General features: G+C 64.7%; 24 protein-coding genes. 20 read left to right on the top strand and 4 right to left on the bottom strand.

Annotated features, from left to right (window positions below):
- Window positions 1-7 precede the first annotated feature (7 nt).
- Window positions 8-580 (bottom strand): helix-turn-helix domain-containing protein, encoded by a 573-nt coding sequence (locus AC56PL_RS18500; RefSeq protein ID WP_497154693.1) that lies wholly within the window; start codon window positions 578-580, stop codon window positions 8-10.
- 90 nt (window positions 581-670) lie between these two features.
- On the opposite strand from AC56PL_RS18500, the gene AC56PL_RS18495 reads away from it, so the two are divergent.
- From AC56PL_RS18495 to AC56PL_RS18430, 14 genes are all read left to right on the top strand, one after another.
- Complete coding sequence (locus AC56PL_RS18495) at window positions 671-1,630, top strand: FAD-dependent oxidoreductase (protein WP_495516929.1); 960 nt, start codon at window positions 671-673, stop codon at window positions 1,628-1,630.
- Window positions 1,631-1,786: 156 nt separating this feature from the next.
- Window positions 1,787-2,242 carry a 30S ribosomal protein S16 gene (gene rpsP / locus AC56PL_RS18490; protein ID WP_495516778.1) on the top strand — a complete coding sequence of 152 codons (456 nt, stop codon included), beginning with the start codon at window positions 1,787-1,789 and terminating at the stop codon, window positions 2,240-2,242.
- Window positions 2,239-2,481, top strand: a complete 243-nt coding sequence (locus tag AC56PL_RS18485; protein WP_482139001.1) for an RNA-binding protein — start codon at window positions 2,239-2,241, stop codon at window positions 2,479-2,481. The genes rpsP and AC56PL_RS18485 overlap by 4 nt, the downstream gene beginning before the upstream one ends.
- Window positions 2,482-2,495: 14 nt before the next feature.
- Window positions 2,496-3,020, top strand: a complete 525-nt coding sequence (gene rimM / locus AC56PL_RS18480; protein WP_495516777.1) for a ribosome maturation factor RimM — start codon at window positions 2,496-2,498, stop codon at window positions 3,018-3,020.
- Window positions 3,017-3,778, top strand: a complete 762-nt coding sequence (gene trmD, locus AC56PL_RS18475) for a tRNA (guanosine(37)-N1)-methyltransferase TrmD (protein ID WP_497154692.1) — start codon at window positions 3,017-3,019, stop codon at window positions 3,776-3,778. The genes rimM and trmD overlap by 4 nt, the downstream gene beginning before the upstream one ends.
- Window positions 3,779-3,836: 58 nt before the next feature.
- Window positions 3,837-4,184, top strand: coding sequence for a YbaB/EbfC family nucleoid-associated protein (locus AC56PL_RS18470; protein ID WP_497154691.1), 348 nt, complete (start codon window positions 3,837-3,839; stop codon window positions 4,182-4,184).
- A complete protein-coding gene (locus tag AC56PL_RS18465) occupies window positions 4,184-4,513 on the top strand; it encodes a hypothetical protein (protein ID WP_497154690.1) in 330 nt (109 codons plus the stop codon). Before AC56PL_RS18470 ends, AC56PL_RS18465 begins: the two co-directional genes overlap by 1 nt.
- The gene (locus AC56PL_RS18460; protein WP_497154689.1) at window positions 4,507-5,505 is read left to right on the top strand and encodes a WXG100 family type VII secretion target; all 999 of its coding nucleotides are present in this window, start codon (window positions 4,507-4,509) and stop codon (window positions 5,503-5,505) included. Before AC56PL_RS18465 ends, AC56PL_RS18460 begins: the two co-directional genes overlap by 7 nt.
- On the top strand, window positions 5,502-5,936 hold the full coding sequence (locus tag AC56PL_RS18455; protein ID WP_497154688.1) for a hypothetical protein: 435 nt from the start codon (window positions 5,502-5,504) through the stop codon (window positions 5,934-5,936). Before AC56PL_RS18460 ends, AC56PL_RS18455 begins: the two co-directional genes overlap by 4 nt.
- Window positions 5,937-5,945: 9 nt before the next feature.
- A complete protein-coding gene (locus AC56PL_RS18450; protein ID WP_497154687.1) occupies window positions 5,946-6,866 on the top strand; it encodes a hypothetical protein in 921 nt (306 codons plus the stop codon).
- Window positions 6,867-6,961: 95 nt separating this feature from the next.
- Complete coding sequence (gene rplS, locus AC56PL_RS18445; RefSeq protein ID WP_495516770.1) at window positions 6,962-7,303, top strand: 50S ribosomal protein L19; 342 nt, start codon at window positions 6,962-6,964, stop codon at window positions 7,301-7,303.
- Between the two features lie 17 nt (window positions 7,304-7,320).
- Entirely contained in the window at window positions 7,321-8,187 is an 867-nt protein-coding gene (gene lepB / locus AC56PL_RS18440) for a signal peptidase I (RefSeq protein WP_495516769.1), read from the top strand.
- Window positions 8,188-8,189: 2 nt separating this feature from the next.
- Window positions 8,190-8,855 carry a ribonuclease HII gene (locus AC56PL_RS18435; RefSeq protein WP_497154686.1) on the top strand — a complete coding sequence of 222 codons (666 nt, stop codon included), beginning with the start codon at window positions 8,190-8,192 and terminating at the stop codon, window positions 8,853-8,855.
- A 72-nt stretch (window positions 8,856-8,927) separates the two neighbouring features.
- The gene (locus AC56PL_RS18430; protein ID WP_020107290.1) at window positions 8,928-9,251 is read left to right on the top strand and encodes a DUF2469 domain-containing protein; all 324 of its coding nucleotides are present in this window, start codon (window positions 8,928-8,930) and stop codon (window positions 9,249-9,251) included.
- 55 nt (window positions 9,252-9,306) lie between these two features.
- On the opposite strand, the gene AC56PL_RS18425 is transcribed toward AC56PL_RS18430, so the two are convergent.
- Window positions 9,307-9,921 (bottom strand): Type 1 glutamine amidotransferase-like domain-containing protein, encoded by a 615-nt coding sequence (locus AC56PL_RS18425; RefSeq protein ID WP_497154685.1) that lies wholly within the window; start codon window positions 9,919-9,921, stop codon window positions 9,307-9,309.
- A 292-nt stretch (window positions 9,922-10,213) separates the two neighbouring features.
- Between AC56PL_RS18425 and AC56PL_RS18420 the strand changes: the two genes are divergently transcribed.
- The 3 genes from AC56PL_RS18420 to dprA are packed head-to-tail and all read left to right on the top strand — an operon-like array spanning window position 10,214 to window position 13,319.
- Window positions 10,214-10,609: a YraN family protein gene (locus tag AC56PL_RS18420; RefSeq protein WP_495516766.1), complete on the top strand. Its 396-nt coding sequence runs from the start codon at window positions 10,214-10,216 to the stop codon at window positions 10,607-10,609.
- 1 nt (window position 10,610) lies between these two features.
- Window positions 10,611-12,167 (top strand): YifB family Mg chelatase-like AAA ATPase, encoded by a 1,557-nt coding sequence (locus AC56PL_RS18415; protein WP_497154684.1) that lies wholly within the window; start codon window positions 10,611-10,613, stop codon window positions 12,165-12,167.
- 9 nt (window positions 12,168-12,176) lie between these two features.
- A complete protein-coding gene (gene dprA, locus AC56PL_RS18410) occupies window positions 12,177-13,319 on the top strand; it encodes a DNA-processing protein DprA (RefSeq protein WP_497154683.1) in 1,143 nt (380 codons plus the stop codon).
- A 10-nt stretch (window positions 13,320-13,329) separates the two neighbouring features.
- Here the strand turns inward: dprA and AC56PL_RS18405 are convergent, their stop codons facing one another.
- Entirely contained in the window at window positions 13,330-14,169 is an 840-nt protein-coding gene (locus AC56PL_RS18405) for an SDR family oxidoreductase (RefSeq protein WP_497154682.1), read from the bottom strand.
- Window positions 14,170-14,304: 135 nt separating this feature from the next.
- Between AC56PL_RS18405 and AC56PL_RS18400 the strand changes: the two genes are divergently transcribed.
- Both AC56PL_RS18400 and AC56PL_RS18395 read left to right on the top strand, forming a co-directional pair.
- On the top strand, window positions 14,305-15,141 hold the full coding sequence (locus tag AC56PL_RS18400) for a siderophore-interacting protein (RefSeq protein ID WP_497154681.1): 837 nt from the start codon (window positions 14,305-14,307) through the stop codon (window positions 15,139-15,141).
- Between the two features lie 131 nt (window positions 15,142-15,272).
- The gene (locus tag AC56PL_RS18395; protein WP_497154680.1) at window positions 15,273-16,172 is read left to right on the top strand and encodes a tyrosine recombinase XerC; all 900 of its coding nucleotides are present in this window, start codon (window positions 15,273-15,275) and stop codon (window positions 16,170-16,172) included.
- A gap of 6 nt (window positions 16,173-16,178) precedes the next feature.
- Here AC56PL_RS18395 and AC56PL_RS18390 read toward each other — a convergent pair whose 3' ends face one another.
- Complete coding sequence (locus AC56PL_RS18390; RefSeq protein ID WP_495516760.1) at window positions 16,179-16,733, bottom strand: peptidoglycan DD-metalloendopeptidase family protein; 555 nt, start codon at window positions 16,731-16,733, stop codon at window positions 16,179-16,181.
- A 333-nt stretch (window positions 16,734-17,066) separates the two neighbouring features.
- Between AC56PL_RS18390 and rpsB the strand changes: the two genes are divergently transcribed.
- Window positions 17,067-17,924 carry a 30S ribosomal protein S2 gene (gene rpsB, locus AC56PL_RS18385; protein ID WP_495516759.1) on the top strand — a complete coding sequence of 286 codons (858 nt, stop codon included), beginning with the start codon at window positions 17,067-17,069 and terminating at the stop codon, window positions 17,922-17,924.
- Window positions 17,925-17,954 lie beyond the last annotated feature (30 nt).

Below are 17,954 nucleotides of genomic sequence, written 5' to 3'. Positions count from 1 at the left end.
GCTGCGTTCAGCTGCGCGCCCGAACATGGACGCGCTCGCCCTGTGCGCCGAAGAGGTTGAGGACTTCGGCCGGATCCGGCCCGATCGCGCCGATCCAGTGGGGTACGTGGGTGTCGAACTCGACCACCTCGCCCGGCACCAACTCGAGATCCTGTTCTCCGAGGATCAGGCGAACCCGTCCCGACAGGACGTACAACCACTCATAACCCTCGTGGGTCTTGAGGTCGGGGTTCTGGACGTTCTGTGGCGGAATGATCTGTTTGAACGCTTGGACACCCCCGGCACGTCGCGAGAGCGGGATGAATGTCCGGCCGTGGCGGTTGATCGGCCGCAGATGTATCCGCGGGTCTCCGGTCGGGGGTGCGCCGACGAGCTCATCGAGGGGGATCGAGTACGCCTTGGCCAACGGCAGCAGTAGTTCGAGTGTGGGTTTACGGCCGCCGGATTCGAGCCGCGACAGCGTGCTCTCGGAGATGCCGGTCGTCGCGGAGAGGTCGGCAAGTGTGATGTCACGGTCGCGGCGTAATGCACGCAGTCGTGGGCCGACCGCGGTCAGGGCCTGGTTCAAGTCGTCGTCCATGTCTGGAGAGTCTGCCAAAAATTGCTGATATGGCAAACAAACTTGCCGGAATTCGTGAGGGGAGCGCAGGGTGGGGACATGACTGAACAGATGCAGAGTGAATACGACGTAGTGGTCGTCGGTGGTGGTGCCGCGGGCTTGAGCGGGGCTTTGATGCTGGGAAGGTCCCGGCGATCGGTCCTGGTCATCGATTCCGGCGCTCCGCGCAACGCGCCGGCCGCGGGGGTGCACGGTTTTCTCACCAGGGAAGGAATTGCACCGGCCGAGCTCCTCGGGATCGGCCGCGAGGAAGTCCTCCGGTACGGCGTCCACCTGGCCGACGGCGAGGTCGTCAAGGTCGACGGCACCGTCGATGCCGGATTTGCGGTCACCGTTGCCGACGGCCAGACCGTCCGCGCGCGCCGGCTGCTGTTGACCACCGGATTGATCGACGAATTGCCCGACATCCCCGGGTTGCGGGAGCGGTGGGGCAAAGATCTGCTGCACTGCCCGTATTGCCACGGCTGGGAGGTGCGCGACCAGGCGATCGGCGTCCTCGCGGTCAACGCGTGGGCGATCCATCAGGCGCAGATGTTCCGTCAGTTGAGTCGGGACGTGACGCTTTTCCTCAACGACGCGCTGAGCTTGTCCGGAGAGGATGCAGCCGCGCTGTCGGCCCGTGGGATCAAGGTTGTGGAAGGCGCGGTGGTCGCGGTGGAGTCACGCGATGACAAACTCACCGGCGTCCGGCTCGCGGGCGGGACGTTCGTCGAGCGGGAAGCACTGACGGTGACGCCGAGATTTGTCGCCCGCGCAGGATTCCTCGACGACCTCGGTCTCGAATCGCAGGAGCATCCGATGGGTGTCGGCGAGCACATCCCGGCAGACGAGAACGGTGTGACGTCCGTGCCGGGCGTCTGGGCCGCAGGCAACATCACCAATCTGATGGCGCAGGTGTCCGCCGCGGCCGCCGCCGGAGCGATGGCCGGCGCCCAGATCAACGCCGACCTCATCGCGGAGGAAGTCCGGTTGGCTGTCGGCGACGGGGAGGGCCGGTCGGTGACGGCTTGATTTCAGTTCAGGGGCCCGACTCTGGCAGAATGGCTAGCTGGTTCGCCGGACCCGGCTCAACACCGACCGGCGGTCACACCACACGAACAGCAAAACCGGGCGTTTCAATTCCGAAACGTCGCTGAATTGCACTGTGACCATAGAAGGAAGTAACTCGTGGCTGTCAAGATCAAGCTCACCCGCCTCGGCAAGATCCGCAATCCCCAGTACCGCATCGTCGTCGCCGACTCGCGTACCCGCCGCAACGGCCGGGCCATCGAGACCATCGGTCGGTACCACCCCAAGGAAGAGCCTTCGCTCATCGAGATCGACACCGAGCGCGCGCAGTACTGGCTGGGAGTCGGCGCACAGCCGACCGAGCCCGTCGCCGCACTCCTGAAGATCACCGGTGACTGGCAGAAGCACAAGGGCCTGCCGGGCGCCGAGGGCACCCTGCGCGTTGCCGAGCCGAAGCCGTCGAAGGTGGATCTGTTCAACGCCGCGCTCGCCGCTGCCGACAACGCACCCGCTGCAGAGGCCACCACCCCGAAGAAGAAGGCCGCCAAGAAGGCCGACAGCAGCGCCGACGAGGCTGCAGCCGAGGCCCCCGCTTCTGAGGCAACCGACAAGTGAGTGTCGTTGTCGCTGACGCAGTCGAACATCTCGTTCGCGGCATCGTTGCCTTCCCGGATGACGTGCGCGTTGAGCTCGTCACCGGTCGGCGCGGACGTTTTGTCGAGGTTCACGTGAACCCGGAGGATCTGGGTAAGGTCATCGGCCGTAACGGTCGTACGGCCACCGCGTTGCGCACGCTTGTCACCGGTATCGGTGGCCGGGGTGTGCGGGTCGACATCGTCGACACCGATCGCTGATCGGTAGTAGACACATGGATCTGGTTGTCGGCCGCGTAGCCAAAACGCACGGCGTGCGCGGTGAATTGGTGGTCGACGTCCGGACCGATGAACCCGGCGAACGCTTTGCCGTCGGCAGCGTCCTTCGTGGACGCAAGTCGACCGGCAAGAACACGTTTGTCGAGAACAACTACACGGTGACGGCCGCCCGGAATCATTCCGGGCGGCTGTTGCTGACCCTGGCGGAGGTCACCGACCGCGACACGGCCTCCGACATGCGCGGGACGCTCTTCCTCATCGACACCGACGATGTCTCCTCTGGTGACGACCCCGACGAGTTCTATGATCATGAGCTCCAAGGAGCCCCGGTCCGGACCGTGTCCGGCGACGATGTCGGTGTTGTCACCGACGTTCTTCACATGCCCGGTGGCGATCTGCTGTCGGTCACAACGACCGACGGCCGTGAAATCCTCATTCCGTTCGTGACGGCGATCGTCCCAACGGTGAGTCCCGATCTCATCGAGATCGACCCCCCTGACGGCCTGCTGGATCCAGAGTGACCGAGGGGTCTTCACCGGCGGAGACGTCACAGCCGGCCCTTCGGATCGGCGTCGTCTCGATTTTCCCCGAGTACCTCGAGCCGATGCGAATGGCATTGCTCGGCAAGGCAATTGACCGGGGTATCCTCGCGCTCGACACATACAACCTCCGCGACTGGACCCACGACGTGCATCGGGCCGTCGATGATTCGCCCTATGGTGGCGGTCCCGGGATGGTCATGAAACCCACGGTGTGGGGTCCCTGCCTCGACGAGGTCTGTCCGGATGACGCCCTGTTGGTGGTACCGACGCCGGCCGGTGTTCCGTTCACCCAGGCGACAGCCCACGCCTGGAGCAAAGAACGGCATATCGTCTTTGCCTGCGGTCGCTACGAGGGTATCGACCAACGGGTCATCGATGATGCAGCCAAACGTGTTCGGGTCCAAGAAGTTTCGATCGGAGACTTCGTACTCATCGGTGGCGAGGTGGCCGTGATGGCCATGGTGGAGGCCACCGTCCGTCTCATCGACGGGGTTCTGGGCAATGCGAACTCGCATCAGCAGGATTCATTCTCTGACGGTTTGCTCGAAGGGCCGAGTTACACCCGGCCACCGTCGTGGCGGGGTCTGGACGTACCGCCGGTGTTGCTCAGTGGCGATCACGCCAAACAGGAACGCTGGCGCCGTGAGCAGTCCATCGAACGGACCCGTGCCCGTCGTCCCGATCTCCTGCCGCCCGATCTGCTGCCACCCGACCCGACGGAGTCCGGCGCGGGTTAGGATCTCCGCACACCATTGGGGGGTGGCGATGAGTACGGAATCCGCAAGGACAGTGGCGGTGAGCAAACGGGCATGGGATTCCCTGCTCGATGAAGTCGACCGGCAGCGGGCCCAACTGCGCGATGTCGAAGAACAACTGCGCACGATGACCGTCGAGGTGACCTCGACGGATCGACTGGTCACAGTGGTCACCAATGCCCGCGGCGCCCTGATCGACCTGCGTCTGGAACCCCTTGCGCTGCGCCGCTATCGCGCCGACCAGTTGTCGTCCCTGATCTGTGAACTCGCCGCAAGAGCAGATGGCGAACTCGCCGTCCAACGGAACCAGCTGACCGAGCAGATCGTCGAAAACCCGGGGCCGCACTATCGGGATCTCGATGAGGTCGCCGCGCGGGAGGGGACGTGATGGACGAGAGACCCGGCAGTGACCTGCTTGTCGACGACGCGGCACTGGCCGCCGCGGTACACCGGCTCGCCCCGCTGGTCGGGGAGGTCGAGGCGATTCTGGCAGAGGTCGATGCGATCGTCGGTGATCTACGGCGCGACTGCTCCGGCCACCACACCGGTGCCGCGTTCGACTCGGCCCAGTCCGCGTTGGCCCGTGTGACCGAGGCGGAACTACGGGCTGTCCGGTCATCCGTCCTTGCCTTCAGTGCCAACCTCACCCGGGCCTCCGCCGAGTTCGGCGACGTGGACACCGCGGCTGCCGGCGCGCTCGGAACCCGGCAATGCTGAGTGATCCCGTTGCTGATCTGCTGGAAAAGCTGTGGCCGACAACAGATCCGGATCGAGTAGATCTCGCCGCGGAGCGGTTTTCGGCGTTGGCGCAGCGCCTCTCAGAAGTGCAGGCCATCCTCGATGATGCGGTCCGTGAGATCGCGGCGACCGGTGACGGACATGCCGTGATCGCGATGACGGAGCAGGCCCGCCGCATCGTCGACGTCGATCTGACCACCGTGATCGACCGTCTGGCCCACCATGCCACCACCACGCGCACCTACGGTGATGCGGTCGCCGAGACGCAGGAACGGCTCACCGTCGTTGCGGCGATCGCCGATCGAGACGTGCTGGCAGGTCAGGTTGTGGCGACCGCGTCCGGCGACACCACCAGGCTGTCGGGTGCACATGACGCGGCGGCCCGGGTGATGACTGCGGCCGCCGGACAACTCGACTGGCGAACCCGAGAGATCACCGACGACCTGGCATCGAAGAGTGATTCCGAACGCGGCGAAAACCAGTCCGGCGCCGGGGGAGCCCCCATGATGGCCCCGATGGGTGGGGCCATGGCCGGCGCGTTGGCCGGCGGGATGGCGCATGCGGGCGCAGGCCATCGATCGGACCACGATGTCGCCGACATCGATCTGGCGATGCTGCGCTCCCGGGCAGCTCACCTGGCCGCTGTCCAGCCACCGGAGGTGGCGCCATGGATCCGGCTTGCGGTCGGCCTGGGTGCGGCAGGCGACGGCCGCCACGTCGTGGTGGTCGGGACCAGTGAACTGGGTGGATACCTGCGTCCGGGTACGTCGCTGGAATCACACGAGGTCGTGGTGGGCGATGGGCGCGCACCCGAACTCGCGATCATGAGCTACTTCACCGACCGCGACATCGAACCGTTGGCGATCTGTGCCGCCACGCCACCGCCTCCTGAGGTTGCCGCCGAGATCGCCGAGAGCGGAGCCCAGAATGTCGGCGTCGGCGACGGCAGCGACGAGGACTCCGGACAGTGACCGCGCATCGCATCGACGTGCTCGGATCAGGCGTCGCGGCTCTGGTCGATCGTGTCGAACCGCGGCAGGTGAGTCGTGCCGGCCTGATCCTGACGGTGACCGCGCTCGATGCCGCGGCGGTTCCGACCGATGGCGTGATCACCGCTGTATTGACCGATTGGCGAGCGAATCGGCCGGTCGGTCCGGCCCACCGACTGTCGGTCGGATCGATGCGAGCCCGACTGGATGGGGCCGCGTTGTCGGCCGGGCATGCGGGGCGGATGTCGGAATACCGGACGGAGTTCAGCCGGGCACGTGCCGTCGCGGCCCTCGAGTTCGGAATCGCCGGCAAAGGGCGCGATGGCCTGCGGGAACTCGTCTGCGAGGCGTGTGCCGCGACCGGTTCGACCGTTTTGGTCGCAAATGTCCTTCGCGATCACATCGGGGGATAATCTCTTCGAATGGCCCACTGGTTCCAGGAGAACATCGTCGACAACGGGCGACTACCGCTGTTCGTGGCGTATGTCGGATTCATCCTCGGCTTTCTCGGGATCCGGATCAGTGTCCGGCTGATCCGCGCCGAGGTCAGCTGGTGGTTCAACAACGTGACACCGGGCGGGATGCACATTCACCACGTCGTGTTCGGGACCGTGCTCACGATGATCTCGGGCCTGGGCCTGATCGCGATGTCGATCAACGGTTCGCAGGTGGTGCTTTCGATCTTCGCCGGGCTGTTCGGAATCGGGGCGGCGCTGGTACTCGACGAGTTCGCGCTCATCTTCTATCTGAGAGATGTGTACTGGGCCGAAGAGGGACGGGCATCGATCGATGCGGTATTTGTTGCCCTCGCGGTCATGGGCCTGTTGCTGATGGGTTTTCGCCCCTTCGAGATCGACGACGCCGACACCGGCGATGTCGTGTCGTTGGTCGCATTGGGCGTCTCCCTGGTTGTTGTTGCGGTACTGACCGGCATCGTTCTGCTCAAGGGCAAGATCTGGACCGGGTTGATCGGGCTGTTCATCTTCCCGTTGCTGATCATCGGATCGATCCGGTTGGCTCGTCCGACTTCTCCGTGGGCGCGGTGGCGTTACACCAAGCGCGAGAAGAAGATGGCTGCGGCGGTACGCCGGGAACGCCGCATTCGGCGCCCGCTGATCCGGGCCAAGATCTTCATGCAGGACCTGATGGCCGGAAAACCGGACGTCGCACACGCCAAGGCCGGAGCTGAGGCCGAACTCGATGTGGTGGTCCATGCCGCGCCGGCACCAGGGGAGTCCGGCGAGTTGGTGCTGACCAATGCGATTTCTCACGGGCGGGGTCCTTCTGGCACAATTGACCAGTTGCCGATCGACGGTCAGCCACCAGGTTCTCCTGTTCGCTGATCTGTCGCGGAGACCAAACGAATCAGAGCACGAACCAGTCGAGCCGCAAGGCCGCTAGGTTCCTCTGCTCACGCCGACAGGATTGGACCGACAATATGAACACTCTGGATTTCTTGGACAACAAGTCCCTGCGCGACGACATCCCCGACTTCCGTCCGGGTGACACCCTCAATGTTCACGTGAAGGTGATCGAGGGCTCGAAAGAACGCGTTCAGGTCTTCAAGGGTGTTGTCATCCGTCGTCAGGGTGGTGGCGTCCGCGAAACCTTCACGGTTCGCAAGGTGTCGTTCGGTGTCGGCGTCGAGCGCACCTTCCCGGTTCACAGCCCGAACCTGGCCAAGCTCGAGATCCTGACCCGCGGTGACGTTCGTCGTGCGAAGCTCTACTACCTCCGCGACCTGCGTGGCAAGGCCGCGAAGATCAAAGAAAAGCGCTGACACACTAGGCTTGCGGCGTGGTCGACACCCCCCGCACTCCTGACGGTTCGCATCCTTACGGAAACGAACCCGCCAGCGACATTCCGTCCGAATCGGATGACTCCCCGCGCCCCTGGCGCAGCCTGGACGATGGTGATGGCCGTAAGCCCAAGAAAAAGGGCTCTCTGCTTCGCGAAACCGTCATCATCATCGTCTGTGTGCTGCTGCTCACCTGGGTGCTGCAGACATTCATCGGGCGGCAGTATGTGATTCCTTCGGAATCTATGCAGCCAACTCTCACCGGATGCGACGGTTGCACCAACGATCGCATCGTGATCGACAAGCTGTCCTATCGCTTCGGTGATCCCGAGCCAGGGGATGTTGTCGTCTTCAAGGCGCCGACATCGTCGTGGGATCTGGGATGGAAATCCCCTCGGTCATCGAACACCTTGGTCCGCGGCTCTCAGAACGCATTGTCGTGGTTCGGCTTCGCGCCGCCCGACGAGAACAATCTGGTCAAGCGTGTGATCGCGGTCGGCGGCCAGCGCATCGAGTGCCACAATGCCGATGGCACCGGCGCCAAGGTCGACGGCAAGCCCTTGGTCGAGCCGTACATCGACCTGGAGCTGCAGCGCAAGAACGCAGAGCTCCGGCCTGCGGAACTCCTGGACGCCAATGGCGAACTCAACTCGTGCTTCGGTCCCGATTTCGGTCCGCTCGATGTACCTGAGGGACAGGTCTGGGTCATGGGCGACAATCGGGGCAATTCCGCCGACTCTCGTTACCACATGGATGACCAGTTGCACGGCATGGTTCCGGTTGATGACATTCGCGGCAAAGTCCGCTTGATCATCTACCCGTTCTCCCGCTTCGGCAGCGTAGAGTCCATCAACCCGCAGAAGTAACGATGTCCGCGGCAACGAAGTGGCCACCCCGGGTGGCGATGCGACGAGCGGCCGGCCTTCGGACTTTCGAGGCCGCCCTCAATCGCAGTGGACTCGGGCCGGTCGCCGGGGTCGATGAGGCCGGTCGCGGAGCCTGTGCGGGCCCGCTGGTCGTGGCGGCCTGTGTTCTCAAGCCGACTCAGCTGGTTTCGCTCGCGGGACTTGATGATTCGAAGAAATTGAGTGAGTCGACCAGGGAAAAGCTGTACAAGTCGGTGACCCGTCATGCGTTGGCGTGGTCGGCCGTGATCGTCGATGCCGATGAGATTGACCGGATCGGGATCCACGTGGCCAATATCGAGGGCATGCGACGGGCTGTGGCAGGTCTGCCGGTCAGCCCCGGATACGTGCTATCCGATGGCTTTCTGGTGCCCGGTCTGACCGCTCCCTCACTTCCGGTGATCGGCGGCGACGGGGCAGCGGCCTGTATTGCCGCCGCCAGCATCATCGCAAAGGTCACCAGGGACCGGATCATGGTCGCCATGGATCGTGAGCTTCCCGGGTATGGATTTGCGGTCCACAAGGGATACAGCACGCAGATGCACATGAGCTGTCTTGATGACCTGGGGCCGTCGGACCAGCATCGGATGTCGTATCGCAATGTGCGGATGCGCGTCCGCGTGCCCTGATAGTTGTCCTCGGTGCCCTGATAGTTGTCCTCGGTGCACAGTGAGGTGGTGCGGGCGCGTTACCCTTACAGGATGAGCGCCGAGGATCTCGAGAAGTATGAAACCGAGATGGAACTGTCCCTGTACCGCGAATACAAGGACATCGTCGGTCAATTCACCTACGTGGTTGAGACCGAACGACGGTTCTATCTCGCCAATGCGGTGGATATGGTGCCCCGCAACGCCGACGGAGAGGTCTACTTCGAAGTCCGCATGAGCGACGCCTGGGTGTGGGACATGTACCGTCCGGCCCGCTTCGTGAAGCAGGTGCGGGTGATCACGTTCAAGGACGTCAACATCGAAGAACTCGAGAAGCAGGATCTGCGTCTGCCCGAGGATGGGGTTCTGGGCGACTAGTCGGGGGATTTCTCGCACGGCGTCTGCGGGATATGCTGTCGCACAAAGGATGAACTCAGGATGAGATCACCGACCGGGAGCCGTCTGAGACGAGCAGCGCCTGATCGTCGGCGAGCAGACGGAGCGTGAATTGCTTGCCGTAGCGGCGGGCGACCTCCTCGATGACCGCGCGACCCGACACGATTCCTTCGGCGTGCGGCACGATGACCTCATCGATCCAGCCGAGCCCCACGGTCGAGCGCAATCCGCTCGCTTCGGTCGGGTCGTCGAGCAGGCCGAGCGGTTCGATGTCGGCGCCGACGACGCAGGCGCCCGCGCTCGCACCGATATACGGAAGACCTGCACGGACGTGTTCGGTGAGCACGTCTGCGAAGCCGGTGCGCCGCATCGCCGCGAGTAGGTGGAAGACGTTGCCGCCGGAGACGAAAACGGCGTCGACGGAGGTCAGCGCATCCTTGATGTCGGTCGCCGGCATTGTCTCGATGTCGAGTTCGGTCGTTTCCCAGCCCTGACCGCTCAATGTTGCGCGGTCGAAATCCACCCAGCTGCGGTCGGTGTAGATCGATGACGCCGTCGGGACGAAGCCGATGCGTGCGCCTGGTTTGGTCCGGGGCGTCAGGAATCCGGGGACGGCGTCCAGCCATCGACTGACCAGCAATAGTTCGGCCATGTCACCAGCCTGCCACAACTGCGTCGGACAGTCCGCCCTGAGATCTCCTGTGGCACAACGGGTGAACTGGGTTGATCGGAAGGCCGGCAGCATCGCTGTTCAGTGCTGCCGGATTGCCGGAGGTGGGTTGGGTATCGCAGTTGGTATCGCGCGACTTTGTGATGGGTGAACTCATCGCGGAGGGGTAGCTCAAGTAGTCCCGACTTTCCACAGTTCGGTTCTGTGTCCACAGGAGAGGATTCTGTGGCCGGTTTTTCGGTGGTGTGCCGGTGGTGGTCGTCATGGTTGGTTCATGAATCAGTCGGGAGATCATTCGGGTCGCGATGGCGCGAGGCTGTCGCGTCGTGAGGTCGGGCAGTTGGGTGAGGATCTGGCCGTCCGGTTTTTGGAGGACGCGGGCTGGGTGGTGGTGGCTCGCAATTGGCGTTGTCGCTACGGCGAGTTGGATGTGATCGCTGTTGACGGCATCGCGTTGGTGGTGGTGGAGGTCAAGGCGCGGACGGGGTCGTTGTTCGCTGATGCCGCCGAAGCGGTGTCGTTCGAGAAGTACAAGCGGATGCGGCGGCTGGCGGCGCTGTGGTTGCGCGAGCAGGACCGGGGATGGCCGGTGGTGCGTTTCGACGTGATCGCCGTGCAGTTGAATTCGGCGGACCAGCCGACGTTTTCGCATCTGCGTGGGGTGTTCTGAGGTGAAGCTCGGTCGGGTGAGGTCGGTGGCCCTGAGCGGTGTCGAGGGGGTCGTGGTCGAGATCGAGGCGTCGATCGGGCAGGGGTTGCCGGGGGTGCATCTGGTGGGTTTGGGGGATGCGGCCTTGAAGGAGGCCAAGGATCGGGTACGGGCGGCGATCACCAATACCGCGGCAGCAAACAAGGGTTCTGCCGATGAGTCCGGTGGTGCGGCGCAGAAATGGCCGGAGGGGCGGATCACGTTGGCGTTGTCGCCTGCGACGCTGCCGAAAGCGGGCTCGATCTTTGATCTCGGACTGGCGCTTGCGGTGTTGGCCGCGAATTCCGACAAGCCGTCGGCGTTGTTGGAGAAGTCGGTGTTCATCGGAGAGTTGGCCCTTGATGGGCGGGTGCGGCCGGTGCGGGGTGTATTGCCTGCGGTGGTCGCGGCGCGTAAGGCGGGTTTCGCGTATGTGGTTGTGCCGCTGGCGAATGTCGCAGAGGCGACGCTGGTCTCGGGGATCGAGGTTGGTGGGGCGGCACACCTGCGGGAGGTGTTGGGGTGGCTGCGGGGTGCGAATGTGCTGGACACGGTGTGTGAAACGGTACAGCGCGCGCCGGCGTCGGTGTCTCCGGATCTGTGCGATGTGGTGGGTCAGGATGAGGCGCGGTATGCGATGGAGATCGCGGCCGCCGGTGCCCATCATCTGTTGCTGACGGGTCCGCCGGGGATCGGGAAGACGATGTTGGCGCGTCGGTTGCCGGGGATTCTGCCGCCGTTGGGGGAGTCGGAGGCGTTGGAGGTCACCGCGATCCATTCGATTGCCGGTGGTCTGCCGGAGCATCATCCGTTGGTGACCGAGGCGCCGTTCATTGCGCCACATCATTCGACGACGGTGACGGCGATGATCGGTGGCGGGACGGGGATGGCCAAACCGGGTGCGGTGTCTCGGGCACATCGGGGAGTTCTCTTTCTGGATGAATGTGCCGAACTCGGGGTGAAGGTGCTCGAAACCCTGCGAACACCGTTGGAAGACGGTGAGGTTCGGGTCGCCCGCCGTGACGGGGTGGCGCGATTCCCGGCTCGGTTCCAGCTCGTCCTGGCCGCAAACCCCTGTCCCTGCGCGCCCGCCAACGATGTGGACTGCGTGTGCTCACCAACAGCCCGCCGCCGTTATCTGGGGAAGTTGTCCGGTCCGCTGATGGACCGGGTGGACATCAGGGTCCGGATGGATCCGCCCGGCAACGCCGCGCTGACCGCTGGTGCCGCTGAAACGAGTGCCGAGGTCCGTGAGCGGGTGATCGCGGCCCGCGGCGCGGCCCGGGAACGATGGCGTGGACAAGGCTGGCAGACGAACTCGGAAGTACCCGGTTCGGTGCTGCGGCGAGGGGAGTTCCGGCTGCCGCCAGACGTGACCCGTCCGATCGAACTTTTCCTGCGAGACGGTCGCATCACCGCCCGAGGGGCCGATCGCGCGTTGAGACTTGCTTGGACGCTCGCCGATCTGGCCGGCGCGGGCGAGCCGTCGGAAGACCATGTGGCACAGGCACTGATGTTCCGTGACCGCGGATACAACTGAGGGGGAGTAGTGCTCGACGAACACCAGCGGCGGGACTGGGCATATCTGGCCGCCGTTGCCGAACCGCCCAGCGCGGCGCTGCGTACGTTGATTGCCGACGTCGGGGTGAGCGAGGCGGCAAAGGCCGTTGCCACCAGGGTGATCCCGCCGAAACACGCTGAGGTGCTTCGGCTGACCGAAGCGCGGTTCGGCGTCAACACCGCCGCTGCAGACCTCGAGACGGCGGCGCGACTCGGTGGCCGGTTGGTGACACCGGACGACACCGAATGGCCGGGTTGGCAACTGCTGACCCTGAGCAAGGCCGACACCGCCGCGAAAGGCGGCGAACCGCTGGCCTTGTGGGTGCGAGGACCAGTCGAACTCGACGAGGCCGTCGACCGATCGATCGCAATCGTGGGGTCCCGCGCGGCGTCGGGATACGGCGAGCATGTCACCGGGTTGATGTCGAATGGGCTGGCCGCCGAGAGCTGGACCGTGGTGTCGGGCGGCGCGTACGGGATCGACGGCGTTGCGCACCGCAACGTGCTTGCCTCCGGAGGTCTCACCATCGCGGTACTGGCCTGCGGCATCGATCGCGATTATCCGGCGGGTCACGCGCGGTTGTTGTCCGAGATCGCCCGCACCGGAATGGTGATCAGTGAGTACGCGCCCGGTACCACCGCAGCCAAACACCGGTTCCTCACCCGGAACCGACTGGTGGCCGCCCTGTCGTCGGCAGTCGTAGTTGTCGAGGCCGGTCACCGCAGCGGTGCGGCGAACACCGCGGCCTGGGCCCGCAAGCTCGGGACACCACTTGGCGCTGTACCCGGGCCGGTCACCTCGGCGACGTCGGTGGGTTGCCACCGGATGATTGCCGACGGTGTTGCGCAGCTGGTGACCGACTCGCGTGACGTCCTACGCCTCGCGCAGCCGGAAGGTGCACATGCCGTGGGGCCGGAGGCCGGTCCGCTCGGCCGTCGCACCGACAGCCTCGATGCCGACCAGTTGCGGGTCTACGACGCCGTTCCGGCTTCTGGATCCCTGACGATCGGTGAGATCTCGTTTGCGTGCGGACTCGATGTGCGGCAGGTCCGATCGGCGCTGGCGGTCCTCGAGGCCCGAGGGATGCTCAACACCAACGGTTCGGGCTGGAGGTTGGCTCGGGATGGGTGACGTGCAGATCTCACGGTGTCTTCGGGACGCCGGTGACCTTGCCGATGATCAAGTCGGACAGCGCTGTTGGTAGCAACCCGACCAACGGGGCCGAGATCTTGTTCGCTGCACCCACCACGTAGCGGGCGCGGGGACGGGTGGCCGTCAGCGCCGACTCGATCGATGCCGCCACCATCTCGGCCGGTACTGCAGCCTTCTGCGCCGACGAGATCGCCTTGCGATATCCGTTGATGTGTTTGGTGTACAGCTTTCGGTCCGCATCCGAGAGTTCGGTGAGGCTGTTGTCCAGCGTGGACTCGGCGTCACGCCAGATATCGGTATCGGTCTGCCCGGGTTCGATCAAGACAACCCGAACATGCCAGGGCCGCAACTCGATTCGCAGCGCGTCTGCCAGCCCTTCGAGAGCGAACTTGGATGCGTTGTATGCCCCGGTCATCGGCGTCGCGATCCGTCCGCTGACCGACGACACGAAAATCACCCGGCCCCGCGCTGCCCGCAGTCGCGGTAGAACGGCCTGCGTCACGGCATGCTGACCGACTACGTTCACCTCCAACTGATGACGCAGTTGCTCCGGTGAAATGGTCTCGACCGGACCACCCACGACGATTCCGGCGTTGTTGACCACGGCATCGAGACGGTCGGGCAACACGTCGTTCAACGCGTGGATCTGTTCACCATCGGTGACGTCGAGTGTGACCGGCGTGATCCGATCCGGCGATGCGCTCTTCAGATCACGACCCGCCGCTTCGTCGCGTACTCCGGCAAGCACATCCCACCCCGATGACGCGAGCCGTAGGGACGTTGCGCGTCCGATTCCGCGGGATGCTCCGGTGATCAGAATCGTTGGCATGGGAAGACCGTAGCGGCGGACATGTGTGATCCACACTACTTAGGGTTACCTATTTTCGGGTACGGTGGAGCGGGTGGCTGGAGCCGGCCTGACGAAGACCGTCGGCCCACCCGCCTTTGACGAGAGGACGTATGCGTGGCGAAGCGCGAAAACACGATGACGGTTCAGCGAACCGAGCAACTCACACCCCATCTGGTGCGGGTGTACCTCGGGGGCGCCGGATTCGACGACTTCCAGGCGAACGACGACACCGACATGTACATCAAGTTCATGTTTCCGGCAGAGGAAGCGGAGGCCACCAAACCACGCGGACTGCAACGGATTCGAGCCAAGCTTCACGGTGATGAGCCGACGATCCTGCGTACCTACACAGTCCGGCGGGTCGACCATGCCGCACGTGAGATCGCGGTGGACTTCGTTGTCCACGGCGAGGCGGGCATCGCCGGTCCCTGGGCCGCTGCGGCCCAGCCCGGCGAGGAGATCCGGTTTTTCGGGCCGGGCAGCGGTTACCGCCCGAAGACGGACGTCGACTGGCATTTGCTCGCTGGTGACGAAGCGGGACTCCCGGCGCTGGCAGCAGCCCTCGAGGTCATGCCCGACGGAACCGTCGTGAAGGCATTCATCGAAGTTGCCGGACCCGAAGACGAAGTCGACCTGATCGCCCCGGACACCGCCGAGATCGTCTGGCTGCACCGCGGCGTCGGTTCTGATGCGATCACCGATGAGCTGGGCGGGGCCAACGCCCCGATCGTCGCTGCGGTCCGGAACGCCGAGTGGCTGCCCGGTTCGGTGCAGGTGTTCATCCACGGCGAAGCCGAAGTCGTGATGCAGAATCTGCGCGGATACATCCGCAAAGAACGCGGAGTGCCCGCCGGCAACGCCTCGATCAGTGGCTATTGGCGACGCGGGCACACCGAAGAGGGCTTCCGTCAGTGGAAAGCGGGCCAGCGAACGCTCGAAGGCGCAAGCTAGCGCCGTCCCGATCCCGATGATGTGCGCTCTTGGCGAGCATTTGCCCAGGTCGGCATAACCAAAAGGGCACAATATCGGGGTTGGGGGTGTGGCGGCTTGCGACCGTCGGCGCAGATCGATTGGCTGAGCGGGTGAGCGCATCGATCATCGAGGACTACAAGAGCTATCTGCAGCTCGAATGCGGGCACAGCGAGCACACCGTGCGTGCCTACCTCGGTGACATCCGTTCGCTGATCAGCTTTGCCGGTGTTCGCGGCCTGGCGCCCTCGGCGATCGACCTGGCAACCCTGCGAGCGTGGCTCGCGGCCCACAGCAAAGGTGGCGCCGCCCGGACGACCATCGCGCGACAGGCCTCATCGGCCAAGCGATTCACCGCGTGGGCCACCCGCGAAGGCATCCTGGCAGTCGACCCCGGCACCCGTCTGCAGGCACCCAAGGCGCACCGCACATTGCCCGGTGTCCTCAGCGCCGATCAGGCGACGGCCGCACTCACCCCGGCGGCGCCCGACCACGATCCCGACGATCCGATCGCGCAACGCGATCAGCTCATCGTGGAATTGTTGTACGCCACCGGAATTCGAGTCGGGGAACTCTGTGGCCTCGACATCGACGACGTCGATCGTTCCCGGAACGTGCTGCGTGTCATCGGTAAGGGCAACAAAGAACGAACGGTGCCGTTCGGCACCCCGGCCGCCGCTGCCATCGATCGGTGGCTGCGAGTGGGCCGCCCGGCGCTGGCCCAACCCAAAGCCGGTCATGCGCTGCTGGTCGGGTCGAAAGGGGGACGGCTCGATCAGCGGATGGCCCGGACCGTCGTCCACAAAGTGCTGGGGGCTCTGCCCGATGCGCCGGATCTCGGTCCGCACGGCTTGCGGCACAGTGCCGCCACGCACCTGTTGGAAGGCGGCGCCGACCTGCGGGTCGTGCAAGAACTCCTCGGTCACGCCAGCCTGGCGACCACACAGCTCTATACGCACGTCAGCGTCGAACGCCTGCGAAAAGTGCACGACCAGGCACATCCGAGAGCGTGAGACCGGTCAACCGTCACCCGGCTGCAGCGGCTTGAGTCGTACCCGGACCAGTCCGAGCAGGGCCAGGGGATCGAGGTACACCGCCGACGCCCCGGCCCCACGGCGTGCGCCCCAGTGCAGACAACCCCGCAGGCATTCGGCATGTCCGGACTCGAGGACCCCGATCGGCGACCCGCGGCCGACAACGGTCCCGGCCCGCACCGAGCCGGTCACCGGTTCGTAGGTGGTCAACAACCCGTCGGAATGCCGGATCGACACCACCGGTTTGCCCGCGACCTGACCCGAGAAGTGCACCACCCCAGCGCCTGCCGATCTGACAACCGCACCGGGCGAGGCCGCCAGGTCCACACCCCGATGTCCGGGGAGCCAGCGCTGCGGCGGTGGTTCGAATCGGCGCAGTACCGATGGCACCGGGGACAGCGGCCAGCTGTAGGCCTGATCGCTGCCGACGGCCGGAGCTGCGCCCGCAAGCGGCGCCGAGGGCGCGTTCAGCAGCGAGAAAATGACCAGCGCGGCGATCATCGACGTTGATGCTCGACGCAGTCGCCGCCGGAAGGCCATACTGAAGATGCTGACCGGTGATGGGGGATCGGGCCAGGTCAGGGAAGTGTCTGGGGAGTACGCGGTTGATCATCCACAGTTGCGCAGGGGGACTTGACAATCAGCGGCACGTGACGTGGAGAGGCGATTTCTCCTAGAGGCCCGGCGCGCGTAGACTCATATGGCGCTCTCGCCTCGGTGGGAGTGACTTCGCGCGCCTGCGGTCGGCTGACGTCAGTCCGTCCGACACGGGGTGTGGGCAGTCCTTCTTTGACAGAGGGTTCCACACCTGACAGGTGCCAGGGTCGGCGACCAACCGGATGCCGACGTCAAACTGCACATGAAAGTGAACACATGGCTGTCGTAACCATGAAGCAGCTGCTGGACAGCGGCGCTCATTTCGGGCATCAGACCCGTCGTTGGAATCCCAAGATGAAGCGATTCATCTTCACCGATCGCAACGGCATCTACATCATCGACTTGCAGCAGACGCTGACCTACATCGACAAGGCGTACGAGTTCGTCAAGGAGACGGTTGCCCACGGTGGCACCATCCTCTTCGTCGGTACCAAGAAGCAGGCTCAGGAATCCATCGCCGCAGAGGCCACCCGCGTCGGCATGCCGTACGTGAACCAGCGCTGGCTCGGCGGCATGCTCACCAACTTCTCGACCGTCCACAAGCGCCTTCTGCGCCTGAAGGACCTCGAGGCAATGGAGCAGACCGGTGGCTTCGAAGGCCGCACCAAGAAGGAAATCCTCATGCTCACGCGTGAGATGACCAAATTGGATCGCACCCTCGGTGGTATCCGGGACATGGCCAAGGTTCCGTCGGCCATCTGGGTCGTCGACACCAACAAGGAGCACCTGGCTGTCTCCGAGGCTCGCAAGCTGAACATCCCGGTCATCGCGATCCTGGACACCAACTGCGACCCCGACCTGGTCGACTACCCGATCCCGGGTAACGACGACGCAATCCGCTCGGCGGCGCTGCTGACCCACGTGATCGCTGCTGCGGTTGCCGAAGGTGTGCAGTCACGCGCCGGACAGGGTTCGTCCGACACCAAGCCTGAGAACGCAGCCGGCGAGCCCCTCGCCGAGTGGGAGCAGGAACTGCTGACGGAGGCCACCGCCCCCGCCGCAGAAGCTCCGGCAGCAGAAGCTCCGGCAGCCGAGGCTCCCGCCGCTGACGCGGAAACCCCTGCTCAGGCCTGATCCACTTCTGGTCCAACAACTTCCAGAATC

Source organism: Williamsia sp. Y721 (assembly GCF_059683565.1).
This window is presented reverse-complemented; position numbering and strand designations above follow the sequence as displayed.